Raw genomic sequence first — 22,820 nt, 5'->3', positions numbered from 1 at the left:
GATAGGGGCAGGACCTCCGGCGCTCACTTGAGCGCCGGCTCCGGTTCATCGGCACTGGCCAGATAGCGCTGCTGGCGCTCGTCGAAGCGCTGGAACTGCTGCTGCCATGACGATGGCTGCGAGACCTTCTCGACCTGCACTGCCGTCACCTTGTATTCCGGACAGTTGGTGGCCCAGTCGGAATTGTCGGTCGTGATCACGTTGGCACCGCTGCCCGGGTGGTGGAAGGTGGTGTAGACCACGCCCGGTGCCATACGGTCACTGATGCGACAGCGCAGTACCGTATGCCCGACGCGGCTGCGAATGCCGAGCCAGTCGCCATCGTTGAGCCCGCGATCTTCGGCATCCGTCGGGTGAATCTCCAGCACGTCTTCCGAGTGCCAGGCACTGTTGTCGGTGCGTCGGGTCTGGGCACCCACGTTGTACTGGCTGAGAATGCGCCCCGTAGTCAGCAGCAGCGGATAGCGCGGATTGACCCGCTCCTCGGTCGCCACGTACTCGGTAATGGCGAAGTGTCCCTTGCCGATCGGGAAATCCACCCCATGCATGGTCGGGGTGCCAAGCGGGAAGTCATCGTTGCAGGGCCACTGGATGCTGCCCAGCCGCTCAAGCTTGTCGTAGCTCACCCCGGTGAAGGTCGGTGCAAGGGTCGCGATCTCGTCCATGATCTCGGACGGATGGCTGTAATGCATGGGATAACCCAGCGCGTTGGCCAGGTCCTGGGTGATTTCCCAGTCCTCCTTGCCGGCCACCGGCGGCATGACCCTGCGCACGCGGTTGATGCGACGCTCGGCGTTGGTGAAGGTGCCGTTCTTCTCAAGGAAGGTGGCGCCCGGCAGCAGCACGTGGGCGTATTTGGCCGTTTCGTTAAGGAAAATGTCCTGCACGATCAGGCAGTCCAGCGCCGATAGGGCCGACTCGACGTGCTGGGTGTTGGGATCAGACTGCGCGATATCCTCGCCCTGCACGTAAAGCGCCTTGAAGGTGCCGTGGATGGCGGCATCGAACATGTTGGGAATGCGAAGTCCCGGCTCGTCATCGAGGGTAGCCTTCCACACGGCTTCAAAACGCTGGCGGATCTCCGGATCGGCCACGTGCTGATAGCCCGGCAGCTCGTGCGGGAACGAGCCCATGTCGCAGGAACCCTGTACGTTGTTCTGACCGCGCAGCGGGTTGACGCCCACGCCTTCGCGGCCGATGTTGCCGGTCGCCATCGCCAGGTTGGCAATCGCCATGACCGTGGTGGAGCCCTGACTGTGCTCGGTCACGCCCAGGCCGTAGTAGATGGCGCCGTTGCCGGCGGTGGCGTAGGCGCGCGCCGCCCGTCGTACCTGATCGGCGGATACGCCGGTTTCGCTTTCCACAGCTTCCGGTGCGTGGCGAGCATCACTGATGAACTCGCGCCAGCGCTGGTAGGCCTCGGTCTCGCAGCGACGGGCGACGAAATCGGTATCCTCCAGCCCTTCGGTCACCACCACATGGCCAAGCGCATTGACCAGCGCCACGTTGGTGCCCGGCTTGAGCGCCAGGTGCATGCCTTCGCCGCCGTGAGGCGTCTTCAAAAGATCGATCCGACGTGGGTCGGCCACGATCAGGGTGGCGCCCTGGCGCAGACGACGCTTCATCTGCGAGGCAAAGACCGGGTGCGCATCGGTCGGGTTGGCGCCGATCACAAGAATAGTGTCCGCCTTCATGACCGAGTCGAAGGTCTGGGTACCGGCAGACTCGCCCAGCGTGGTCTTGAGGCCGTAACCGGTGGGAGAGTGGCAGACCCGGGCACAGGTATCGGTGTTGTTATTGCCAAACGCTGCGCGGATCAGTTTCTGGACCAGGTAGGTCTCTTCGTTGGTGCAGCGCGACGAGGTAATGCCGCCAACGCTTTCACGTCCGTACTGCGTCTGAATCTCCTTGAGACGGCGGGCGGCAAAGCTGATGGCCTCTTCCCAGGAGACGGCGCGCCAGGGCTGGTCGATCGAATCGCGAATCATCGGTTCGCGAATACGATCCTTGTGCGTAGCGTAACCAAAGGCGAAGCGCCCCTTGACACAGGAGTGGCCGTGGTTCGCATCGCCGCCCTTGTACGGCACCATGCGTACCACCTTGTCACCCTTCATCTGTGCCTCGAATGAGCAGCCCACGCCACAGTAGGCACAGGTGGTCACGACGCTGTGCTCCGGCACGCCTTCTTCGATGACGCTCTTTTCCATCAGCGTCGAGGTGGGGCAGGCCTGAACACAGGCGCCACAGGAGACGCATTCGGAATCCATGAAGGGTTCATTCTGGCTGGCGGCCACTTTGGAGTCGAAGCCGCGTCCTTCGATGGTCAGGGCAAAGGTGCCCTGTACTTCGCCGCAGGCGCGCACGCAGCGCGAGCAGACGATGCACTTGCTGGGGTCAAAGCTGAAATAGGGGTTGGAGTCGTCGATCTCGGCGTCAAGGTGATTGGCACCTTCATAGCCGTAGCGCACCTCGCGAAGGCCCACGACGCCGGCCATGTCCTGCAGCTCGCAGTCACCGTTGGCCGGGCAGGTCAGACAGTCCAGCGGGTGATCGGAGATGTAGAGCTCCATGATATTGCGGCGCAGCTTTGCGATTTTCGCGTTCTGCGTTGTCACCGCCATACCTTCGGTGACCGGCGTGGTGCATGAGGCCGGCATGCCGCGTCGACCCTCGATCTCGACGGCGCAGAGTCGGCAGGAGCCGAACGCTTCGAGATTGTCCGAGGCACACAGGCGTGGAATGGTGATGCCGGCCAGCGCCGCCGCGCGCATGACGGAGGTGCCGGCCGGTACGCGAATCGCGGTGCCGTCGATGGTCAGCTCGACCGGGGTTTCCGACGTGCGCGCCGGCGTGCCCATGTCGCGGTCGAAAAAGGCCGGATTGAAGGTGTTCTGATACTCACCGACGCCGCCCAGGCCTGCATTGAAGGATTGGGCATTCGGCTGTTGGGGATCGAAGTAGTTCAGCATGTTGTACCTCCTGCCATTACGGCCTGTCGAGGTGTCAGATCATCAGGGAAGTGCTGCAGGACGCTCTGGACCGGGAATGGCGCCATGCCGCCCATGGCACACAGGGAGCCATCGACCATGGTCTCGCAGAGCTCGGTGAGCAGGACGAGATTCTTCTCCGCTGCGTCGCCGGCACGAATGCGATCGATCACTTCCACACCGCGCACCGCACCAATGCGACACGGCGTGCATTTGCCGCAGGACTCAACGCTGCAGAACTCCATGGCAAAGCGGGCCTGATCGCCCATGTCGATGCTGTCATCAAACATCACCACGCCGCCGTGGCCCACCACGCCACCAAAGGCGGCAAAGCCTTCGTAATCGACCGGGTTGTCCCACTGGCTTTCGGGCAGATAGGCGCCCAGCGGGCCGCCGACCTGTACCGCCTTGAGCGGTCGGCCGCTGTGGGTGCCACCGCCAAAGCCTTCCATCAGTTCGCGCAGACTGGTGCCGAAAGCCAGCTCTACCAGCCCGCCACGCTGAACGTTGCCCGCCAGCTGAATGGCCAGCGTGCCACGTGAACGGCCCATGCCATAATCGGCGTAGGTCTGCCCGCCCTGATCCATGATGAAGGGGATGGCTGCCAGCGACAGCACGTTATTGACCACAGTGGGGCGCCCGAACAGCCCTTCGATGGCGGGCAGCGGCGGCTTGGCACGAACCAGGCCGCGTTTGCCCTCGAGGCTCTCCAGCAGCGAGGTTTCCTCACCGCAGATGTAGGCGCCGGCGCCGAGACGCACCTCCAGATGGAAGGCGCGGTCGCTGCCGAGAATGTTGTCACCGAGATAGCCGGCCGCCACGGCGCGCTCGATGGCGTTGTCGAGAATGGCGTGTGCCAGCGGATATTCGGAGCGCAGATAGATATAGCCCTGCTCGGCGCCGACGGCGAGACCGGCAATGGTCATGCCCTCGATCAGCAGATAGGGATCGCACTCCATTACCAGCCGGTCGGCAAAGGTGCCGGAGTCGCCCTCATCGGCGTTGCAGACCACATATTTCTGCCCCGGTGGCTGGTCATGCACGGTCTGCCACTTGATGCCGGTCGGAAAGGCCGCGCCGCCGCGGCCACGCAGTCCGGAGGTCTTGACTTCATCGACGACGGCCTGGCTGTCCAGCGCCAGCGTCTTTTTCAGGCCTTCAAAGCCACGCAGCGTGGTGTAGTCTTCAATCGACACCGGGTCGGTGATGCCGATACGCGAGAAGGTCAGGCGCTGCTGGCGCTTGAGATAGTCGATCTCCTCGGTCAAACCCAGCGCCAGCGGATGGTCCTGACGCGCCTCTAACAGGCCGGCCTCGATAAGGCTGTCGACGTCTTTCGGAGTGACCGGGCCATAAGCGAGACGCCCTTCGGGTGTCTCGATCTCGACCAGCGGCTCCAGATAAAAAAGCCCGCGCGAGCCGTTGCGCACGATATTGATATCGATGTTGCGCGCCCTGGCGCCGCGCTCGAGACGGGTCGCGACCCGGTCGGCACCCAGCGCCAGCGCGGTGGTGTCCCGGGGGACATAAACGGTTATCGCCATCACTTCACCTCCACGACGGTCGCCGACAGCTCATCGGTCAGTTCATCAAACTGCTCGGGTGTCATGCGGCCCATCACGTCATCATTGACGCGCACGGAAGGACCGCAGGCGCAGTTGCCCAGACAGTAGACCGGCTCGAGCGTGTACTCGTGATCCGGCGTGGTCTGGTGATAGTCGATGCCCAGCCGCTGTCTGGCATGTGCCTCGAGTTGACGGCTGCCCACCGATTGACACGCCTCGGCGCGACAGATCTGGATCACGTTGCGGCCCGGCGGATGGGTGCGAAAATGGTGATAGAAGCTGATGATGCCGTGCACTTCGGCGCGGGTATGGCGCAGGGCCTCGGCGATCATGGGGACTGCGGCGTCGGGGATATAGCCGAAACGATCCTGGATGGCGTGCAGCGTCGGCAGCATGGCGCCCGGCATCAGGCGATGGGCATCGATGACAGCCTGTAGCTGCGCCGGCGTCCAGGCGTCGGCGATGGGAGAATGAATCTGTGACATTGCCGGATCTCATCAGGTCGGAGGATTAGAGCAGCAGCGCTCATCCGATCGTCTTATAGGAATCGTTGTTCATAACTGCTTTAAGTCAGGGTCACGTTCGCGACCAAATTAGCACTCTCCATACGGCTGCAAAATATGAACGAAAATGCTTAGCACAAAGTTGAACATCGTTCCGTCCTGGCGTTTTTATCGCGATGATGGCGAGCTGCTGGACCCGGTGCTTTTCGTGCTGCTGGCGGGCCTGCGCGAAACCGGCAAGCTGACCCATGCCGCCAGCGAGGCGAACATCTCCTATCGCCATGCCTGGAATCTGCTCAATCGGGCCGAGGCCTTTTTCGGCATGGCGCTGGTGGAGATGCGTCGGGGGCATGGCACGCGGCTGTCACCGCTCGGGGAGAAGCTCCTGTGGGCGGATCAGCGGGTCAGGGCGCGACTGGGGCCCCAGATCGACAGCATGGCTTCCGAGCTCAACCATCAGCTTCAGCAGCTGCTGTCAGGCGCCCACCCGGTACTGCGGCTGCACGCCAGTCATGGCTATGCCGTATCGATGCTGCCGGAGTTTCCGGGGGATCTGGATCTGCGCTACTGCTCCTCCATTGAGGCGCTCGAGGCATTGCGCCGTGACGAATGCGATCTGGCCAGCTTTCATGTCCCCGGGGACGCGGAGCTTGCAGAGGAGGTGATGGCGTTTTATCGCCCCTGGCTGGTATCACAGGAACTGGCCGTCATTCGCTTCGTGACAAGGCGTCAGGGTCTGATGCTGCGCCGTGAGGACGCCGAGCGGGTGCGCGGCATGAGCGATCTGACGCGCAGTGATGTCCGGTTCATAAATCGCAACGAGCGCTCCGGCACCCGCATGCTGTTTGATCTGCTGCGGCACAGGCATCAGATTGCGGGGGCCGAGCTGCACGGCGCGCAGCATGAAGAGTTCACGCACACGGCGGTGGCGGCCTATATTGCAGCCGGCATGGCTGACGCGGGCTTCGGGGTCGAGGCGGCGGCGGCCCGGTTCGGGCTCGGGTTTGTGCCCCTGGCTACCGAGCACTATCTATTGATCTGTCATCGGGATCGTCTGGCGCAGGACAATCTGCAGGCGCTGATCGCCTATATGAGCTCGCAGGAATTTCTGGCGGGAGTGAACGCGCTCGACGGCTACGCACCGGATCACTGTGGCGACATCACGACCTTCGAGGCGCTGCTGGCGGAAAACGTCTCGGCCCTTGAGTGACACTGCCATGGCAATGGTCTCTCACGAACCGGGATCTGTGCTGTCGGGCACCTCGAAGCATCCCAGCAGCGAGCGCTGCAGCCAGCTGAAATTGTCATCGCTGATCATCAGGTAGCGCCGCGGGGCAATACGGGTCAGACCCTCGAAGTTATCCAGCCGCCAGCCTTCGTCGCTGACCAGACGGGCGATCGTGTTACCGGGGATGACGCTATTGTCAGGGGCACCGGTAATACGTGCGCGGCGCAGCGAGATGAGCAGCGGCCTGCCGACCCTGAAATTACGCTCCAGCAGCAGGAGATCATCATCCAGCGGGGCTATGGCGGTGAGGCCGCTATTGTCCCCGGCCCGCTGCCAGCGCCACTGGTGGCCTTCCAGATCGAACAGACGACTTTCGCTGGAGGCCATGCCGCTTGAAGCAAATTCCAGCCCGGCGATGATGCCGTGGACAGGATGATTGACCAGCGCTTCCAGACTGCCGTTGTACTGCGCGCCTTCCAGCGCCGCCGGGCGAATGGCCTCGCCCAGCGGCGTGCCGTCGAGCGTGAAACGCTGCAGGCGATGCTGACGCTCAAAGCCGATCAGCAACTGGCGGTTGCCGTGTTCGTTCCGGACCAGCGCCATCGATTCGCTGTCGGCCCGGGGCATCTTGAGCGGTCGACCTTCGTGATCGCGCAGGGGCGTCGAATCCAGCAGCTCGAGGCGACTCAGCTGCTGATGGTCATCGAAGTGGGGTCGGGCGCGATAGAGCCGGGCGCGATCGGAGAGCATGTACAGCAGATTGCTGTCCGGATCAAAGGCCAGCTCCGAAAGTCCGCCCAGTGGCTGGCCGTCGGGCATGCGATCCGGCAGTTCCAGCATGCCGCACCAGTCAAGCCGTTCCGGATGCGATCCTCCAGGTGGGCCGCCGGGGTCGACAATGCCGGCTCGGGTACAGCCGGGCAGCAGCGTCAGGCACAGCGCCAGCGTTGTCGTGACGAGGATCTGTTGAAGAGGCCTGAGGGTCATGGGGTCGTCCGATCGCAAGCGAGGATGCGTTATAGTGGCACGCATGGAATAGGCATCAAGCACGATCATGAACCAACGGGCAGGAGGATGCGTGACACGAATTGCCATCATGGGGGCCGCAGGGCGCATGGGGAAAATGCTGATCGAGGCGGTTCAGGGAGATGACCGTGCCCGGCTGACCGGTGCCGTGGTTCGCCCCGACAGTTCGCTGATCGGCGCCGATGCCGGAGAGCTGGCCGGTCAGGGGCGGCTGGGGGTCCGGCTTTCCGGTCGGCTCGAAGAGATCGTTGACGACTTCGACGTCCTGATCGATTTCACGACGCCGGCCCTGACGCTCGACAATCTGGCCGTATGTGCCGAACACGGCAAGCGCATCGTGATCGGCACCACCGGATTTGATGACGAGCAGTTGAAGACGCTGGAGGGCTACGCTTTGAGCGTGCCCTTTGTGTTCGCCGCCAACATGAGTACCGGGGTCAATCTGTCGCTCAACCTGCTGGCTACGGCAGCACGGGCGCTGGGGGATGCCGGCTTTGACATCGAGATCATCGAGGCCCATCACCGTCACAAGGTGGACGCACCGTCCGGTACCGCGCTGATGATGGGGCGCGCCGTGGCCGAGCCGCTGGGCCGTGATCTGAAAACGGACGGGGTATATCAGCGTGTCGGCCAGGTCGGTCCCCGCAGTGCCAGCGAAATCGGTTTTGCCACCGTGCGGGCAGGCGACATCGTGGGTGAGCATACGGTGCTGTTTGCTGCCGAAGGCGAACGCATCGAGATTACCCACAAGGCCTCGAGCCGGCTGACCTTCGGTCGTGGCGCGGTCCGTGCGGCGCACTGGCTGATGGATCAGAGCGTCGGACAGTACGACATGCAGGACGTGCTGGGGCTCAGGTAGACAGCACCTGTCGACGGTATCGACCACCGATGGTCATCGCGTGATGGCACGCGCCGATGAAATCCGATATTATCGGCGCAATTTGGCCGGGTCGAACCCGCAGACCATGGCGATAACAAAAGCGGGATGAAACCCTTCGGGGTTTCGTCCCGCTTTTTTACAGCCCGCGCTCGCGCTTTTTGTCATGGCGTGCGAAGGGGCATGGTCAACGGGGTCGCCAGACGGCCGGTTTTGCGTTCAGCGTTGTGGTATGTCGCTTTCGCTGACAGTTTCTTTTGCCCTGTGGAGGACGTTGCATTGATCAAACCCGCGATTCTGGCGCTCGAGGATGGCAGCGTATTTCACGGTGTCTCCATTGGCGCCGACGGAGAAACCAGTGGCGAGGTGGTCTTCAATACGGCCATGACAGGCTACCAGGAGATCCTGACTGACCCTTCCTATTCTCGCCAGATTGTCACGCTCACCTATCCCCATATCGGCAATACCGGCATCAACGAAGAAGATGTCGAATCCCATCGCATTCATGCCGCCGGCCTGGTCATCCGCGATCTGCCGCGCCTGGTCAGCAACTTCCGCAGCGTCCGTGCCCTTGATGATTATCTGGCCGCCCATGGCATTCTGGGGATCGCCGATATCGATACGCGCCGTCTGACACGCCTTTTGCGTGACAAGGGCGCGCAAAACGGTGCCATCGTTGCCGGGGCGCAGGCTCAGGGCGATGAGGCCGTGGCGCGTGCGCTGGCGGGTGCTCGTGAGTTTCCCGGCCTCAAGGGCATGGACCTGGCGCGTGAAGCCGGCACCCGTGAGATCCATGAGTGGGACGACGGTGAATGGCAGCTCGGCCAGGGCTACGCCGACTTTCGCCAGCGCGAGCGTCCGTGGCACGTGGTGGCCTATGACTTTGGCACCAAGCACAACATCTTTCGCATGCTGACCAGCCGCGGCTGTCGTCTGACCGTGGTGCCGCCCCAGACGCCTGCCAGTGACGTGCTGGCGATGAATCCCGATGGCGTTTTCCTGGCCAACGGGCCGGGCGACCCCGAACCCTGTGACTACGCCATCAAGGCCATCCGGGAGATTCTGGCCACCGGCACGCCGGTCTTTGGTATCTGCCTGGGCCATCAACTGCTGGCGCTGGCCGGCGGTGCGACCACCGTCAAGATGAAGCAGGGCCACCACGGCGCCAACCATCCGGTGCTGGATATCGATCGTGGCCATGTCATGATCACCAGCCAGAACCACGGGTTTGCCGTTGACGAGGCGTCGCTTCCGGCCAATATTCGCGCGACGCACCGGTCGCTGTTTGACAATACCCTGCAGGGCATTGAATTGACCGATACGCCGGCCTTCAGCTTTCAGGGCCATCCGGAAGCCAGTCCCGGGCCACATGATGTTTCACCGCTGTTTGATCGCTTCGTGGCCATGATGGAGAAACGCCGCCAGCCGGCCTGACTCGATCCGGTCGCCGCCAGCGGCGACCGGCTTGCCCTCGTATTCGACTTGTCCGCATCCCATTTTTCGACGCAGTGAAATCGTCATGCCAAAACGTACCGACCTGAAAAGCATTCTGATCATTGGCGCCGGCCCCATCGTTATCGGCCAGGCCTGTGAGTTCGACTACTCCGGCGCCCAGGCCTGCAAGGCGTTGCGCGAGGAGGGGTACCGGGTCATCCTGGTGAACTCCAACCCGGCCACCATCATGACCGACCCGGTCATGGCCGATGCCACTTACATCGAGCCGGTCACCTGGGAGGCCGTGGCGCGCATCATCGAGCGCGAGCGCCCGGATGCGGTACTGCCGACCATGGGCGGCCAGACCGCGCTGAACTGCGCCCTCGAGCTGGACCGTCGCGGCATTCTCGACGAGTTCGGGGTCGAGCTGATCGGTGCCAATGCCCAGACCATCGAGAAGGCCGAGGACCGTGACCTCTTTGACAAGGCGATGAAAAACATCGGCCTTGAGTGCCCGAAGGCCAAGGTCGCGCATTCAATGGAAGAAGCATGGGAGATTCAGGGCGAGCTGGGCTTCCCCTGCATTATTCGCCCGTCCTATACCATGGGCGGCTCCGGCGGCGGCGTAGCCTATAACCGCGAAGAGTTTGAAGAAATCTGCCATCGCGGTTTTGAACTCTCGTCCAACCATGAGCTTCTGATCGACGAGTCGCTGTTGGGCTGGAAAGAGTACGAGATGGAGGTGGTGCGCGATAAACAGGACAACTGCATCATTGTCTGCGCCATCGAGAACTTCGATCCGATGGGCGTGCATACCGGTGATTCCATCACCGTGGCCCCGGCCCAGACGCTGACCGACAAGGAATACCAGATCATGCGTAACGCATCGCTTGCGGTGCTGCGCGAGATCGGCGTCGAGACCGGCGGTTCCAACGTACAGTTCGGTGTCGATCCGGACACCGGGCGCATGGTGGTCATCGAGATGAACCCGCGCGTATCGCGCTCGTCGGCACTGGCCTCTAAGGCCACCGGCTTCCCGATTGCCAAGGTCGCCGCCAAGCTGGCGGTAGGGTACACCCTCGATGAGCTGCAAAACGAGGTCACCGGCGGCGCCACCCCTGCTTCCTTCGAGCCTGCCATCGACTATGTGGTCACCAAGATTCCGCGCTTTACCTTCGAGAAGTTTCCGCAGGCCAATGATCGCCTGACGACCCAGATGAAGTCGGTGGGTGAGGTCATGGCCATCGGCCGTACCTTCCAGGAATCGCTGCAGAAAGCGCTGCGGGGACTCGAAATCGGCGTTGACGGGCTCGATCCGAAACTTGCGAACTTCGACGAGGCGTCGCGTCAGCTGATGCAGGGCGAGCTGCAGCGTCCGGGTGCCGATCGCATCTTCTACGTGGCCGACGCTTTCCGGGCCGGCCATTCGCTGGATGAAGTCTTCAACTTCACCAAAATCGATCGCTGGTTCCTGATTCAGATTCAGGAGCTGATCGTTCTGGAAAGCCAGATTGCCAAGGCCTCTCTGGGCGATCTCAGCCGCAAGCAGGTCTATTTCTACAAGCGTCGCGGCTTTGGCGATGCGCGTCTGGCCCGTCTGATCGGCGTCAGCGAGAAGGCGTTTCGTGAGCGTCGTCAGTCGCTGGATGTGCGCCCGGTCTTCAAGCGGGTCGATACCTGCGCCGCTGAATTTCCGACCTCGACGGCCTATATGTACTCCACCTATGAGGAAGAGTGCGAGGCCGACCCCAGCGATCGGCAGAAGATCATGGTGCTGGGCGGCGGTCCCAACCGGATTGGCCAGGGCATCGAGTTTGACTACTGCTGCGTTCATGCCGCGCTTGCCATGCGTGAAGATGGCTATGAAACCATCATGGTCAACTGCAATCCGGAAACCGTGTCGACCGACTATGACACTTCCGATCGCCTCTATTTCGAGCCGGTAACGCTCGAGGACGTGCTGGCAATTGTCGAAACGGAAAAGCCGGCGGGCGTCATCGTCCAGTTCGGGGGGCAGACGCCGCTGAAGCTGGCGCGTGATCTCGAAGCGGCAGGCGTGCCCATCATCGGCACGACGCCGGATGCCATCGACCGCGCCGAGGACCGCGAGCGCTTCCAGCAGATGATCGACAAGCTCGGTCTCAAGCAGCCCAACAATGCCACGGCTCGCAGCTTCGATGAGGCTTTCGTCAAGGCAGCCCGGATCGGCTATCCGCTGGTGGTACGTCCCTCCTATGTACTGGGCGGGCGTGCCATGGAGATTGTTTACTCGGCCGACGAGCTCGAGAACTACATGACCCATGCGGTCAAGGTTTCCAACGATTCGCCGGTGCTGCTGGATCACTTCCTGAATGCCGCCATCGAGGTGGACATCGATGCGATCAGCGATGGCAAAAAAGTCGTGATCGGCGGCATCATGCAGCATATCGAGCAGGCTGGCGTGCACTCCGGTGACTCGGCCTGCTCGCTGCCGCCCTATTCGCTGCCGGCCGAGGTTCAGGATCGCATGCGTGATCAGGTACAGCGCATGGCGCTGGAGCTCAACGTGGTGGGTCTGATGAACGTTCAGCTGGCCTGGCAGGATGGCGAGGTGTACGTGATCGAGGTCAACCCGCGCGCGTCGCGGACCGTGCCGTTTGTCTCGAAATGTATCGGTCGTTCGCTGGCGCAGCTGGCCGCGCGCGTCATGGCCGGCAAAACACTCGATGAGCTCGAGTTTACTCGCGAGCACATTCCGGACTTTTACAGCGTCAAGGAAGCGGTCTTCCCGTTCAACAAGTTCCCGGGCGTGGATCCGATCCTGACACCGGAAATGAAGTCGACCGGCGAGGTCATGGGGACCGGAACGACCTTTGCCGAGGCCTTCTACAAGGCGCAGCTGGGGGCAGGGGAAGCCATTCCGGCGCTCAGTGGCGACCGCCGGGCGTTCCTGTCGGTTCGTGATCCCGACAAGGAGGGCGTTATTGACGTTGCCCGTTCTCTGTTAACATTGGGCTTCACACTGATCGCCACGCACGGTACGGCACAGGCGCTCGAAGCTGCCGGTCTGCCGGTCGAGCCGGTCAACAAGGTGTTTGAAGGCCGTCCCCATATTGTCGACATGATCAAAAACGATGAGGTTGCCTACATCGTCAATACGACCGAGGGGCGGCAGGCCATTAACGATTCTTCCATGATTCGTCGTTCGGCGCTGTCACACAAGGTGCCTTATGCCACCACTCTGGCAGGGGCGCGCGCCGTGTGCATGGCGCTTGAGTATGGTAACGAGATTACCGTGCGGCGACTTCAGGAACTCCATACGAGTGTAACGGCATGACCACCAGGGTTCCGATGACGGTGCAGGGCGAACAGGCCCTGCGTGAAGAGCTTAACCAGCTCAAGGGCGTTGATCGCCCGCGCGTGATTGCAGACATTGCCGAGGCACGCGAGCACGGCGATCTCAAGGAGAATGCGGAGTATCATGCTGCGCGTGAGCAGCAGGGGTTCATCGAAGGTCGCATTCAGGAAATCGAGTCGCGCCTGTCCAATTCACAGGTCATTGATGTCACAAAGGTGCCGCATACCGGCAAGGTGATCTTTGGCACTACGGTCAGGCTCTTGAATCTCGATACCGACGAGGAAGTCGCCTATCGCATCGTGGGTGAGGATGAAGCCGACATCAAGGGCGGCAAGATCTCGGTCAATTCGCCCATTGCCCGTGCGCTGGTGGGAAAATCCGAAGGTGATGTCGTCAATGTACGCACGCCGGGTGGTGACGTGGAATACGAAATCGACAGCGTTGAGCATATTGCCTGATCCAGCGTGTCGGTTGTTACCATAAAAAAGCCCCCGACACTGTCGGGGGCTTTTGCATCCGGATGGCCCTGTCTGATCAGGTGCCGGACGTGATGGTCACTGAGTATAGCGTGCCACGTTGGAAAGTCTGGGGTCCGCCTTCGGGTTGTGACGATACAGAAGGGCGGTCTTGCCGATGCTTTGAACCAGCTCGGCGCCGGACTGCTCGAGCAGGTGATTGATGATGTGGGTGCGCTCGTCGCGGTCAGCGCCGGCGATGCTGATCTTGATCAGCTCGTGGTCGGCAAGTGCTCGCTCAAGCTCACCCATGACGCCCTCGGTCAGGCCCTTGTCACCGATCCGGACAACCGGGTCGAGGATGTGGCCGACGCTGCGCAGGGTTTTCTTTTGTGCCGCTGTAAGGCTCATGATATGTTGAAAACTCTCGATCCCTTTTTCATGTGCGCTCATCTTACTCCACACAGCGGCAGTGGTGCCAACGGTTGTATCACGTTGGGCGCCTGTTCCTGCTGGCACGGTGGTGTCTGATCGCAGTAGCACGGCAATTCCTCTTTTCGGACGTTAATGTGACACGCGCCAGAAAGCCGTCTGCCGGCAAAAAGGCTTCAGCCGACAATGGCTGGATGAAGGAACATTTCGATGATGTCTGGGTAAAGCGCAGCTGGTCCGATGGCTATCGCTCCCGTGCCAGTTACAAGCTGCTCGAGATTGATGATCGTGATCGTCTGTTTGCACCGGGGATGAGCGTGGTGGATCTGGGGGCTGCGCCCGGTGGGTGGAGTCAGGTCGCCATGGCCCGTGTGGGGGATCACGGTCGAGTCATTGCCACCGACATTCTCGAAATGGACGCCATCGCGGGGGTGGATTTCATTCAGGGTGACTTTACTGAAGAGCAGACGCTGCATGCTATGCTCGAGGCGCTCGGCGACCGACCGGTCAACGTGGTGCTATCGGACATGGCGCCCAACATGAGCGGGCAGATGGCCATCGACCAGCCCGGAGCCATGTATCTTGTAGAGCTCGCGCTCGACATGGCGCAGCAGGTGCTGATGCCGGGCGGCGATTTTCTGACCAAGATCTTCCAGGGAGAGGGTTTTGATCAGTATCTAAAGGAAATGCGTCTCCGGTTCGATAAGGTGGTTACTCGTAAACCCGAGGCCTCTCGCCCGAGGTCGCGAGAAGTATATCTGCTGGGTCGCGGTTTTCGCGCTTGAGCTTGTAATCAACAGGCCGCGCCCCAAGCTATTCGACACATACCGGGCCACGCCTGGCAGGCAGAATCACGTAGTGAGGGTGTCCCCTTGAACGACATGGCCAAGAATCTGATCCTTTGGTTGATTATCGCAGCGGTCCTGCTGACGGTCTTCAACAACTTCAGCGTCGATAATTCGCCGCAGGCGATGAACTATTCCCAGTTCGTTGAACAGGTGCAAAACAACCAGATTCGTCAAGTCACCATTGACGGTTACGACATCCGTGGTGAGCGCGATGACGGTTCCAGCTTCCAGACCATCAGGCCTTCTGCTGAAGATCCGCGTCTGATGGATGATCTGCTCAGTAACAACGTGACGGTGATCGGCAAGGAGCCCGACCAGCAGAGCATCTGGTCACGGCTTTTGATTGCCAGTTTTCCCATTCTGCTGATTCTGGGCATCTTTCTGTTTTTCATGCGCCAGATGCAGGGCGGCGGCTCCGGCAAGGGTGGGCCGATGAGCTTTGGCAAGTCCAAGGCCAAACTGCTTTCTCATGAGCAGGTCAAGACGACTTTCAAGGATGTTGCCGGCTGTGATGAGGCCAAGGAAGAAGTCGAAGAGCTGGTCGACTTTCTCAAGGATCCCTCCAAGTTTCAGCGTCTTGGGGGCCAGATTCCCCGCGGTGTTTTGATGGTGGGGCCGCCGGGTACCGGCAAGACACTGCTGGCCAAGGCGATCGCCGGTGAAGCCAGAGTGCCCTTTTTCACCATCTCCGGTTCCGACTTCGTTGAAATGTTCGTGGGTGTGGGCGCCTCTCGTGTCCGTGACATGTTCGAACAGGCCAAGAAGCAGGCACCCTGCATCATTTTCATCGATGAGATCGATGCTGTCGGCCGTTCACGCGGCTCCGGAATGGGCGGTGGTCACGACGAGCGCGAGCAGACCCTGAACCAGCTGCTGGTCGAGATGGACGGCTTCGAGGCCAATGAAGGCATTATCGTGATTGCCGCGACCAACCGTCCCGACGTACTTGACCCTGCACTGCTGCGTCCGGGCCGATTCGACCGTCAGGTGACCGTTGGCCTGCCCGACATTCGTGGGCGTGAGCACATTCTTGGTGTGCATCTTCGCAAGGTGCCGCTGGCAGACGACGTCAAGCCCGAGATGATTGCGCGGGGAACGCCGGGCTTCTCGGGGGCCGAGCTTGCCAACGTGGTCAATGAGGCAGCGCTCTTTGCTGCACGCAAGAACCGTCGTCTGATCGGTATGGCCGAGCTTGAAATGGCCAAGGACAAGATCATGATGGGGGCTGAAAAGCGCTCGATGGTTATGTCCGAAAAGGAAAAGCGCAATACTGCCTATCACGAGTCGGGTCATGCCATCATCGGTCTTCTCATGCCGGAACATGATCCGGTCTACAAGGTCACCATCATTCCGCGCGGGCGGGCACTGGGCGTCACCATGTTCCTGCCCAATGAAGATCGCTACAGCTACACGCGACAGCAGATCATCAGCCAGATCTGCTCGCTGTTCGGTGGCCGTATTGCCGAGGAAATGACGCTGGGGCCAAACGGTGTCACTACCGGTGCCTCCAACGATATCAAGCGGGCCACGGAGCTTGCCCATAACATGGTGGCCAAGTGGGGCCTGTCGCAGGAAATGGGTCCGCTGATGTACGACGAGGATGAGTCGCACCAGTTCCTGGGAGGGCCGGGCGGCGGTAGCAGCAAGTTCAGCTCGGCAGAAACCTCTTCGAGACTGGACCGCGAAATTCGTCGCATCATTGATGAATGCTACAAGCAGGCCGAGCAGATTCTGCACGATAATCGCGACAAGCTGGATGCGATGACCGAGGCGCTGATCAAGTATGAAACCATCGATGTCGATCAGATCAGCGATATCATGGAGGGACGTGATCCGCGGCCGCCGAAGGAGCCGGGTGGCAGCGGCCCGAGCGGCGGTCTGGGCGTTGCCGACAATAGTCCTTCGGATGTTCGGCCGGTCGATGAGCCGGAAGGTGACAATACCGATGACGATACCCGGCGTCGGCCTTCGGACCCGCTGGGTGGCTCCTCCGGACATTGACTGATGTTTTGCGTATCATGACCGCCCTTCGGGGCGGTTTTTTTATGTCCGCCGATTACAACGCAGGTCGCCACCTCAGGTTTCAGGAGTCACCATGCCGAATGCAGCCAATGCCATGGCGTGCAGCAAACGCCACCGGCTGTCACTGAATGAGCCCCACGTCATGGGTATTCTCAATGTTACTCCGGATTCCTTCTCTGATGGCGGCAGGCATGCCGTCGGTGATGCGGCACTGCGTCGTGCTGAGGAGATGCTTCGGGAAGGTGCCAGCATTATTGATGTCGGCGGCGAATCCACGCGGCCCGGAGCTGCGGCGGTAGGCGTGCAGCAGGAGCTGGATCGCGTGGTGCCGATTGTCGAGCGACTGACCTGCGAGCTGGGGGCGTTGGTGTCGGTGGACACCAGCGCTGCGGAGGTCATGACGGCAGTTGCCGCAGCAGGTGCCGGCATGATCAACGATGTTCGCTCGTTGAGACGCCCGGGCGCGCTCGAGGCGGCGGCCGCTTCGGGGCTGCCCATCTGTCTCATGCATATGGTGGGTGAGCCCGATAACATGCAAAATGACCCATGTTACGAGCGCCCCATCGAGGAAGAGGTGGTGATCTTTCTGGAGCAGCAGATCACGCGCTGTCGCAACGCAGGCATTGCTGCCGAGCGACTGCTGGTTGATCCGGGGTTTGGTTTTGCAAAGACGCTTGCGCACAACCTGCGTCTGATGAATCGCCTAGAGTATCTCCAGCGTCTGGGTTACCCCATGCTGGTGGGCACTTCTCGCAAGGGAATGATCGGTCGTGCGCTGTCGCGCGAGGTTGATGAGCGTCTCTATGGCGGGCTGGCGCTGACCAGTCTGGCTGTCAGCAAGGGCGCCTGGATTATCAGAACACATGATGTCGCTGCCAGTGCGGATGCCGTTGGCATGACACGTGCAGTACTCAAGGAAGGCAAATAGCAATGGCAAGACAATATTTCGGTACGGACGGGATTCGCGGCACGGTGGGGCAGGCGCCCATCACGGCAGATTTCATGCTGCGTCTGGGGTGGGCCGCCGGACGTGTCTTCGCGCGGCAGAACCGTCGCGCCCGCGTGCTGATCGGCAAGGATACCCGTATCTCCGGCTATATGTTCGAGTCTGCACTGGAAGCCGGCTTTTCGGCCGCCGGGGTAGATGTGGCGCTGCTCGGACCCATGCCGACGCCGGGAATTGCCTATCTGACGAGCACATTGCGCGCCAGTGCAGGCGTGGTCATCAGCGCCTCGCACAATCCCTATCAGGATAACGGCATCAAGTTTTTCTCTCAGCATGGTACCAAGCTTCCTGATGCGCTCGAAGACGAGATCGAGCGTGAGCTGGAGGGGCTGCAGGAAACAGTGGGACCTGACAGGCTGGGCAAGGCCGTGCGCATCGAGGATGCGGCCGGGCGCTATATCGAATTCTGCAAGTCGACCGTGCCCAATCGCTTCGGCCTGCACGGTCTGAAAATCGTGATCGACTGCGCCAATGGGGCGACCTATCACATTGCGCCCAACGTCTTTCGTGAGCTGGGTGCCGAGGTCATTGCGCTGGGCGTAACGCCGGATGGGCTCAATATCAATCAGCAGGTCGGATCTACCCATCCTGAAACCATGCGCGACAAGGTGCTCGAGACCGGTGCCGATCTGGGGATTGCCTTTGATGGTGATGGTGATCGTGTGATCATGGTGGATCACTCCGGTCGCATCGTGGATGGCGATGACATCCTTTATATCATTGCCCGTGACCGTCAGCGCCGTGGCGTGCTGGGCGGTGGTGTCGTGGGTACGCTGATGAGTAATTTCGGACTGGCATCGGCGCTGGAAGAGCTGGGGATTCCCTTCGAGCGCGCCAGGGTCGGTGATCGCTACGTTATCGAGCAGATGCTGGCACGTGACTGGCAACTGGGCGGGGAGTCGTCGGGTCATATCCTGTGTGGCCATGCCCAGACCACTGGAGACGGCATTGTTTCTGCGCTTCAGGTGCTGGCGACCATGGTGATCGAGGAGCGAAGCCTCGAGCAGCTGCTGGAAGGGATGGAAAAAGCGCCTCAGGCACTGGTCAATGTTCGTCTGGTGCCCGGTATCGACAAGGCCGCGCTGATGGAGAGTGCGCCGGTCGTGAGTGCCGTCAGGGAGGTCGAGCAGACGCTGGGAGAATCCGGGCGCGTCCTTTTAAGACCGTCAGGTACGGAGCCTCTGATTCGCGTCATGGTGGAAGGGCGTCCACGCTTTGATGTTCAGGCACTGGCACAAAGGATCGCCGATGAAATCGAACAGGGCATGTCGGCTGTCCGGGATTGAAGACAGCGAGGCGTGGTTGTGTTCACGCCATCGCTCCATTACCATCGCCCTCCTTGCGGAGGCGTCTACCAAAACTGTCCTGTTCTCGACAGGCTAGGGAGAAGTCACCATGCGTAAGCCGCTGATTGCCGGCAACTGGAAGATGAATGGCTCGCCGGAGCTGCTGGAGACCATGACGCAGTCACTGGCGTCGGCGCAGATCTCCTCCAGCGTTGACGTTGCCATTATCCCCCCCTTTACGCTGCTCACATCGGCGCAGGGATTGCTGGCAGACAGCCCGGTCGCTCTCGGTGCCCAGACGCTTCATCCTGAATCATCGGGTGCCTATACCGGTGAGATCAGTGCTTCCATGCTTGTTCAGTGCGGTGTCACTTGTGTGCTGGTGGGTCACTCGGAGCGTCGGACCCTGTTCGGGGAAGACGATCAGGCCGTACTGGCTCGTGTCAGGGCGGCTCTCGCTGCCGGGCTGACGCCCGTACTGTGCATTGGCGAAACGCTTGAAGAGCGGGAGGCCGATCGGGTGGAGTCTGTGGTGCTTGGTCAGGTCAGTGCCGTTTTTGATGCCCTGTCCGCCGAAGAGCGCTCGCAGCTGGTGATCGCCTACGAACCGGTCTGGGCCATCGGTACCGGTCGTACGGCTACACCCGATCAGGCACAGCAGGTTCATGCCATGATTCGCGCATGGTTGTCAGACAAGGATCCCGCGCTGGGAGAAGGCATGCGCCTGCTGTATGGCGGTAGCATGAAGGCCGACAACGCTGCCGACCTTCTTTCCCGACCGGATATCGATGGGGGGCTGATAGGCGGCGCCTCGCTCAAACCCGATGATTTCATTGCGATTTGTCACGCAGCAGGTTGATTAAATGTACGTTGCCATCATTCTGATTCACGTCCTTCTTGCCATCAGCCTGATCACGCTTGTGCTTTTGCAGCGCGGCAAGGGTGCCGAGGCGGGCGCTGCCTTTGGTGGCGGCGCTTCGCAGACGGTGCTGGGCTCCCAGGGCGCTTCCAAGACGCTTGCACGCTTGACGGCGGTGCTGGCCGCGCTCTTCTTCATCACTTCGCTCGGGCTTGCCTGGCTGGTGGACCGTGGCGGTGATGCCCAGAGCGGTATTCCCGACGCGCGTGTCATCGAGCAGCAGCGCAGCAGTGCGCCGAGTCTGGACGATGGCGACGATGCCCCTCGTGCTCCCGACGCTCAGCAGCAGGACGCCGGTGACGATAACGGTGGCCTGACGGTGCCTTCTACGAATGACGGCGACGGTAATTGATGCAAAGAATTATGCATCGCTTGACGAATCCGGTCAGGAGGTGCATAATCTCGCGCCAGTGATGAGGTGCTCTCTTGTTAACGCCTCATCACTCTTCTGACAAAAGAGTGTCAGAAGTGACAGAATCCTGATTCTGTCGATCCGAAAGCCGAAGTGGTGGAATTGGTAGACACGCTATCTTGAGGGGGTAGTGACCTTACGGTCGTGCGGGTTCAAGTCCCGCCTTCGGCACCATCGGAACTGCAAGTCGCGACAGGCGGATCGTGTTGATTCGACGGGACAAAGTCCTTATACTGATTGCGCTATTGATGCGGGGTGGAGCAGCCTGGTAGCTCGTCGGGCTCATAACCCGAAGGTCGTCGGTTCAAATCCGGCCCCCGCTACCATCCATGCGTTAATGGATGGAAATTTTTCCCCGAAAAGCCCCTTCCATCGAAGGGGCTTTTTGTTACAGCGCAACAAGATCGCTCATCAGTCACCTCATCTGCTCTCCTGTATTTTCGCTCGGGTGCCTGATGCCACTGCAGGAGGCCATGTCGTGCCAACCAGGCAAGAAACACTGCATACGCTGATAGAGCCCGCCGTCGCAGCGCTCGGTTTCGAGCTCTGGGGCATTGATTACAATGCTCAGGGCAAACATTCCAGACTGATCGTTTATATCGATCATGACAATGGTGTAAGCGTTGAAGACTGTGCCGATGTCAGCCGGCAGGTCAGTGCCCTGCTGGATGTAGAAGACCCTCTCCCCGGACAGTATCAGCTTGAAGTGTCCTCTCCCGGGATGGATCGCCCGCTTTATTCCCTGTCACATTTTGCCCGGTTTGCCGGTCATACCATTACGCTGAAACTGCGCGCGCCCTTTGAGGGTCAGCGTCGTTTCAAGGGGCTGCTGGCCGGTGTGGATGGCGATGAAGTGCTGCTGCAGTTCAACGACGAAGAGTATGGATTTCCTATCGAGACCATTGAGCAGGCACGCGTCGTGCCCGGGTTTGATAACTGATGCTTGATGACAACAAGGACTTTTCTGGCGAGGCACAGGCATGAGCAAGGACATTTTGCTGGTCGTCGATGCGATATCGAACGAAAAGGGTGTTCCCCGCGATATTATTTTCGAAGCCGTTGAAGCAGCGCTGGCCAGCGCTTCAAGAAAGCGCTACGAAGGCAAGGATGTCGATATTCGTGTGCGTATCGATCGCAATACCGGCGATTACGAAACCTTCAGGCGCTGGACAGTCGTGCCCGACGAGGATTACACCACTTCGGCACGCCAGATTCCGCTGGGCGCTGCCGAAGAGCGTGATGATCCGCTGGCGCTCAATGAGGTCGTGGAAGAGCAGATCGAATCCGCCGAATTCGGTCGGATTGCGGCTCAGACGGCCAAGCAGGTCATCGTTCAGAAGGTGCGTGAAGCCGAGCGCTCCGAAATCGTGCGCCAGTATGCCGAGCGCGAAGGCGAGCTGGTGGGCGGCAATGTCAAGAAAACCACACGTGATGGCCTGATCATTGATCTGGGCGACAACGCGGAAGGGTTCCTGCCGCGCGGTGAAATGATCCCGGGTGAGCGCTATCGCCTCAACGAACGCGTCAGGGCACTGCTCTGGCGTGTGGATCCTGAAGCGCGTGGTGCGCAGCTGATCCTGTCTCGTACACGCCCCGAATTTCTGGTGGAGCTCTTTACCATCGAGGTTCCCGAAATTTCGGAGCAGCTGATCGAAATCAAGGGCGCTGCACGCGATCCAGGCTCTCGTGCCAAGATTGCCGTCAAGACCAACGACCGCCGCATCGATCCGGTTGGTGCCTGTGTCGGCATGCGTGGTTCCAGGGTGCAGGCCGTTTCAAACGAGCTGCGCAACGAGCGTGTGGATATCGTGCTCTGGGACGATAATCCGGCTCAACTGGTCATCAATGCCATGGCGCCCGCCGACGTGGCCTCCATCCTGGTGGATGAGGACACTCACGCCATGGACGTTGCGGTCGGCGAAGACAATCTGGCCCAGGCCATCGGCCGCAGCGGACAGAACGTACGTCTGGCCAGTGAACTGACCGGCTGGACGCTCAACGTCATGACGGAGGAGGAAGCCCAGGGACGTCGCGATCAGGAGCTCGACAGTTATATCGAGTACTTCATCAATCACCTCAATGTTGATGAAGAGATGGCGCGGCTGCTGGTCGAGGAAGGCTTTACTTCGCTTGAGGAAGTCGCCTACGTCCCGCTGGAAGAGATGCTGGAAGTCGAAGGCTTTGACGAGTCGCTGGTCGAGGAGCTGCGCGCGCGGGCCAAGGATGAATTGCTCAATCTGGCGATCAAATCCGAAGAAGAATTGGACGGCACCGCGCCCGCCGAGGATCTGCTCTCGATGGAGGGCATGGATCAGCATCTTGCCTACCGGCTGGCCGGGCGAGGAATTATCACCATGGAAGATCTTGCCGAGCAATCCATTGAAGACCTCAAGGACATTGAGGGGATGGATGAAGAACGTGCTGCGGCACTGATCATGACGGCCCGGGCGCCGTGGTTCGAATAATCCATCGTATCGCGACAG

18 protein-coding genes and 2 tRNA genes are annotated in these 22,820 nt (G+C 60.7%); 15 read left to right on the top strand and 5 right to left on the bottom strand.

Features of this window, described 5'->3' with window-relative positions:
• Positions 1-23: 23 nt before the first annotated feature.
• The 3 genes from fdhF to BM079_RS15875 all read right to left on the bottom strand — a co-directional run bounded on the left by fdhF (position 24) and on the right by BM079_RS15875 (position 5,037).
• The gene (gene fdhF / locus BM079_RS15885) at positions 24-2,858 is read right to left on the bottom strand and encodes a formate dehydrogenase subunit alpha (protein WP_380059419.1); all 2,835 of its coding nucleotides are present in this window, start codon (positions 2,856-2,858) and stop codon (positions 24-26) included.
• A gap of 104 nt (positions 2,859-2,962) precedes the next feature.
• Positions 2,963-4,531: a formate dehydrogenase beta subunit gene (locus tag BM079_RS15880; protein WP_090136078.1), complete on the bottom strand. Its 1,569-nt coding sequence runs from the start codon at positions 4,529-4,531 to the stop codon at positions 2,963-2,965.
• Positions 4,531-5,037 (bottom strand): formate dehydrogenase subunit gamma, encoded by a 507-nt coding sequence (locus BM079_RS15875; protein WP_090136076.1) that lies wholly within the window; start codon positions 5,035-5,037, stop codon positions 4,531-4,533. Before BM079_RS15875 ends, BM079_RS15880 begins: the two co-directional genes overlap by 1 nt.
• A 145-nt stretch (positions 5,038-5,182) precedes the next feature.
• Here BM079_RS15875 and BM079_RS15870 point away from each other — a divergent pair, with 145 nt between their 5' ends.
• Complete coding sequence (locus tag BM079_RS15870; protein WP_090136073.1) at positions 5,183-6,265, top strand: substrate-binding domain-containing protein; 1,083 nt, start codon at positions 5,183-5,185, stop codon at positions 6,263-6,265.
• Positions 6,266-6,286: 21 nt separating this feature from the next.
• Here BM079_RS15870 and BM079_RS15865 read toward each other — a convergent pair whose 3' ends face one another.
• Positions 6,287-7,270: an esterase-like activity of phytase family protein gene (locus BM079_RS15865; RefSeq protein WP_175489736.1), complete on the bottom strand. Its 984-nt coding sequence runs from the start codon at positions 7,268-7,270 to the stop codon at positions 6,287-6,289.
• A gap of 91 nt (positions 7,271-7,361) precedes the next feature.
• On the opposite strand from BM079_RS15865, the gene dapB reads away from it, so the two are divergent.
• The 4 genes from dapB (at position 7,362) to greA (ending at position 13,415) form a co-directional block, all read left to right on the top strand.
• Positions 7,362-8,168, top strand: a complete 807-nt coding sequence (dapB, locus tag BM079_RS15860; protein ID WP_090136070.1) for a 4-hydroxy-tetrahydrodipicolinate reductase — start codon at positions 7,362-7,364, stop codon at positions 8,166-8,168.
• Positions 8,169-8,465: 297 nt separating this feature from the next.
• Positions 8,466-9,620 carry a glutamine-hydrolyzing carbamoyl-phosphate synthase small subunit gene (gene carA / locus BM079_RS15855; RefSeq protein WP_175489735.1) on the top strand — a complete coding sequence of 385 codons (1,155 nt, stop codon included), beginning with the start codon at positions 8,466-8,468 and terminating at the stop codon, positions 9,618-9,620.
• An 85-nt stretch (positions 9,621-9,705) separates the two neighbouring features.
• Positions 9,706-12,936 carry a carbamoyl-phosphate synthase large subunit gene (gene carB, locus BM079_RS15850; RefSeq protein WP_090136064.1) on the top strand — a complete coding sequence of 1,077 codons (3,231 nt, stop codon included), beginning with the start codon at positions 9,706-9,708 and terminating at the stop codon, positions 12,934-12,936.
• Entirely contained in the window at positions 12,933-13,415 is a 483-nt protein-coding gene (gene greA / locus BM079_RS15845) for a transcription elongation factor GreA (protein ID WP_090136062.1), read from the top strand. Before carB ends, greA begins: the two co-directional genes overlap by 4 nt.
• Positions 13,416-13,511: 96 nt before the next feature.
• Here the strand turns inward: greA and yhbY are convergent, their stop codons facing one another.
• Positions 13,512-13,823, bottom strand: a complete 312-nt coding sequence (gene yhbY / locus BM079_RS15840) for a ribosome assembly RNA-binding protein YhbY (protein ID WP_090136060.1) — start codon at positions 13,821-13,823, stop codon at positions 13,512-13,514.
• A 158-nt stretch (positions 13,824-13,981) separates the two neighbouring features.
• On the opposite strand from yhbY, the gene rlmE reads away from it, so the two are divergent.
• The 10 genes from rlmE (at position 13,982) to nusA (ending at position 22,802) form a co-directional block, all read left to right on the top strand.
• Entirely contained in the window at positions 13,982-14,629 is a 648-nt protein-coding gene (rlmE, locus tag BM079_RS15835) for a 23S rRNA (uridine(2552)-2'-O)-methyltransferase RlmE (RefSeq protein ID WP_281243973.1), read from the top strand.
• An 87-nt stretch (positions 14,630-14,716) separates the two neighbouring features.
• Positions 14,717-16,693: an ATP-dependent zinc metalloprotease FtsH gene (gene ftsH, locus BM079_RS15830; RefSeq protein ID WP_090136056.1), complete on the top strand. Its 1,977-nt coding sequence runs from the start codon at positions 14,717-14,719 to the stop codon at positions 16,691-16,693.
• Between the two features lie 94 nt (positions 16,694-16,787).
• On the top strand, positions 16,788-17,642 hold the full coding sequence (gene folP, locus BM079_RS15825) for a dihydropteroate synthase (protein ID WP_245743196.1): 855 nt from the start codon (positions 16,788-16,790) through the stop codon (positions 17,640-17,642).
• 2 nt (positions 17,643-17,644) lie between these two features.
• Positions 17,645-19,006, top strand: coding sequence for a phosphoglucosamine mutase (glmM, locus tag BM079_RS15820; RefSeq protein WP_090136054.1), 1,362 nt, complete (start codon positions 17,645-17,647; stop codon positions 19,004-19,006).
• A gap of 109 nt (positions 19,007-19,115) precedes the next feature.
• Positions 19,116-19,865, top strand: a complete 750-nt coding sequence (gene tpiA, locus BM079_RS15815) for a triose-phosphate isomerase (protein WP_090136052.1) — start codon at positions 19,116-19,118, stop codon at positions 19,863-19,865.
• 4 nt (positions 19,866-19,869) lie between these two features.
• Positions 19,870-20,277, top strand: coding sequence for a preprotein translocase subunit SecG (secG, locus tag BM079_RS15810; RefSeq protein ID WP_090136050.1), 408 nt, complete (start codon positions 19,870-19,872; stop codon positions 20,275-20,277).
• Between the two features lie 147 nt (positions 20,278-20,424).
• Positions 20,425-20,511 (top strand) — tRNA-Leu (locus BM079_RS15805).
• A gap of 75 nt (positions 20,512-20,586) precedes the next feature.
• Positions 20,587-20,663: transfer RNA gene (locus tag BM079_RS15800), tRNA-Met, on the top strand.
• A 152-nt stretch (positions 20,664-20,815) separates the two neighbouring features.
• Positions 20,816-21,277 (top strand): ribosome maturation factor RimP, encoded by a 462-nt coding sequence (gene rimP / locus BM079_RS15795; RefSeq protein WP_175489734.1) that lies wholly within the window; start codon positions 20,816-20,818, stop codon positions 21,275-21,277.
• 40 nt (positions 21,278-21,317) lie between these two features.
• Positions 21,318-22,802 (top strand): transcription termination factor NusA, encoded by a 1,485-nt coding sequence (nusA, locus tag BM079_RS15790; RefSeq protein ID WP_090136046.1) that lies wholly within the window; start codon positions 21,318-21,320, stop codon positions 22,800-22,802.
• The last annotated feature ends 18 nt before the right edge of the window (positions 22,803-22,820 follow it).

This window comes from Kushneria avicenniae, assembly GCF_900112585.1.
In the GTDB taxonomy this organism is placed as follows: Bacteria; Pseudomonadota; Gammaproteobacteria; order Pseudomonadales; family Halomonadaceae; genus Kushneria; species Kushneria avicenniae.
Note: the sequence above shows the minus strand (reverse complement) of the source record. Positions and strands in the feature narration are given on the sequence as shown.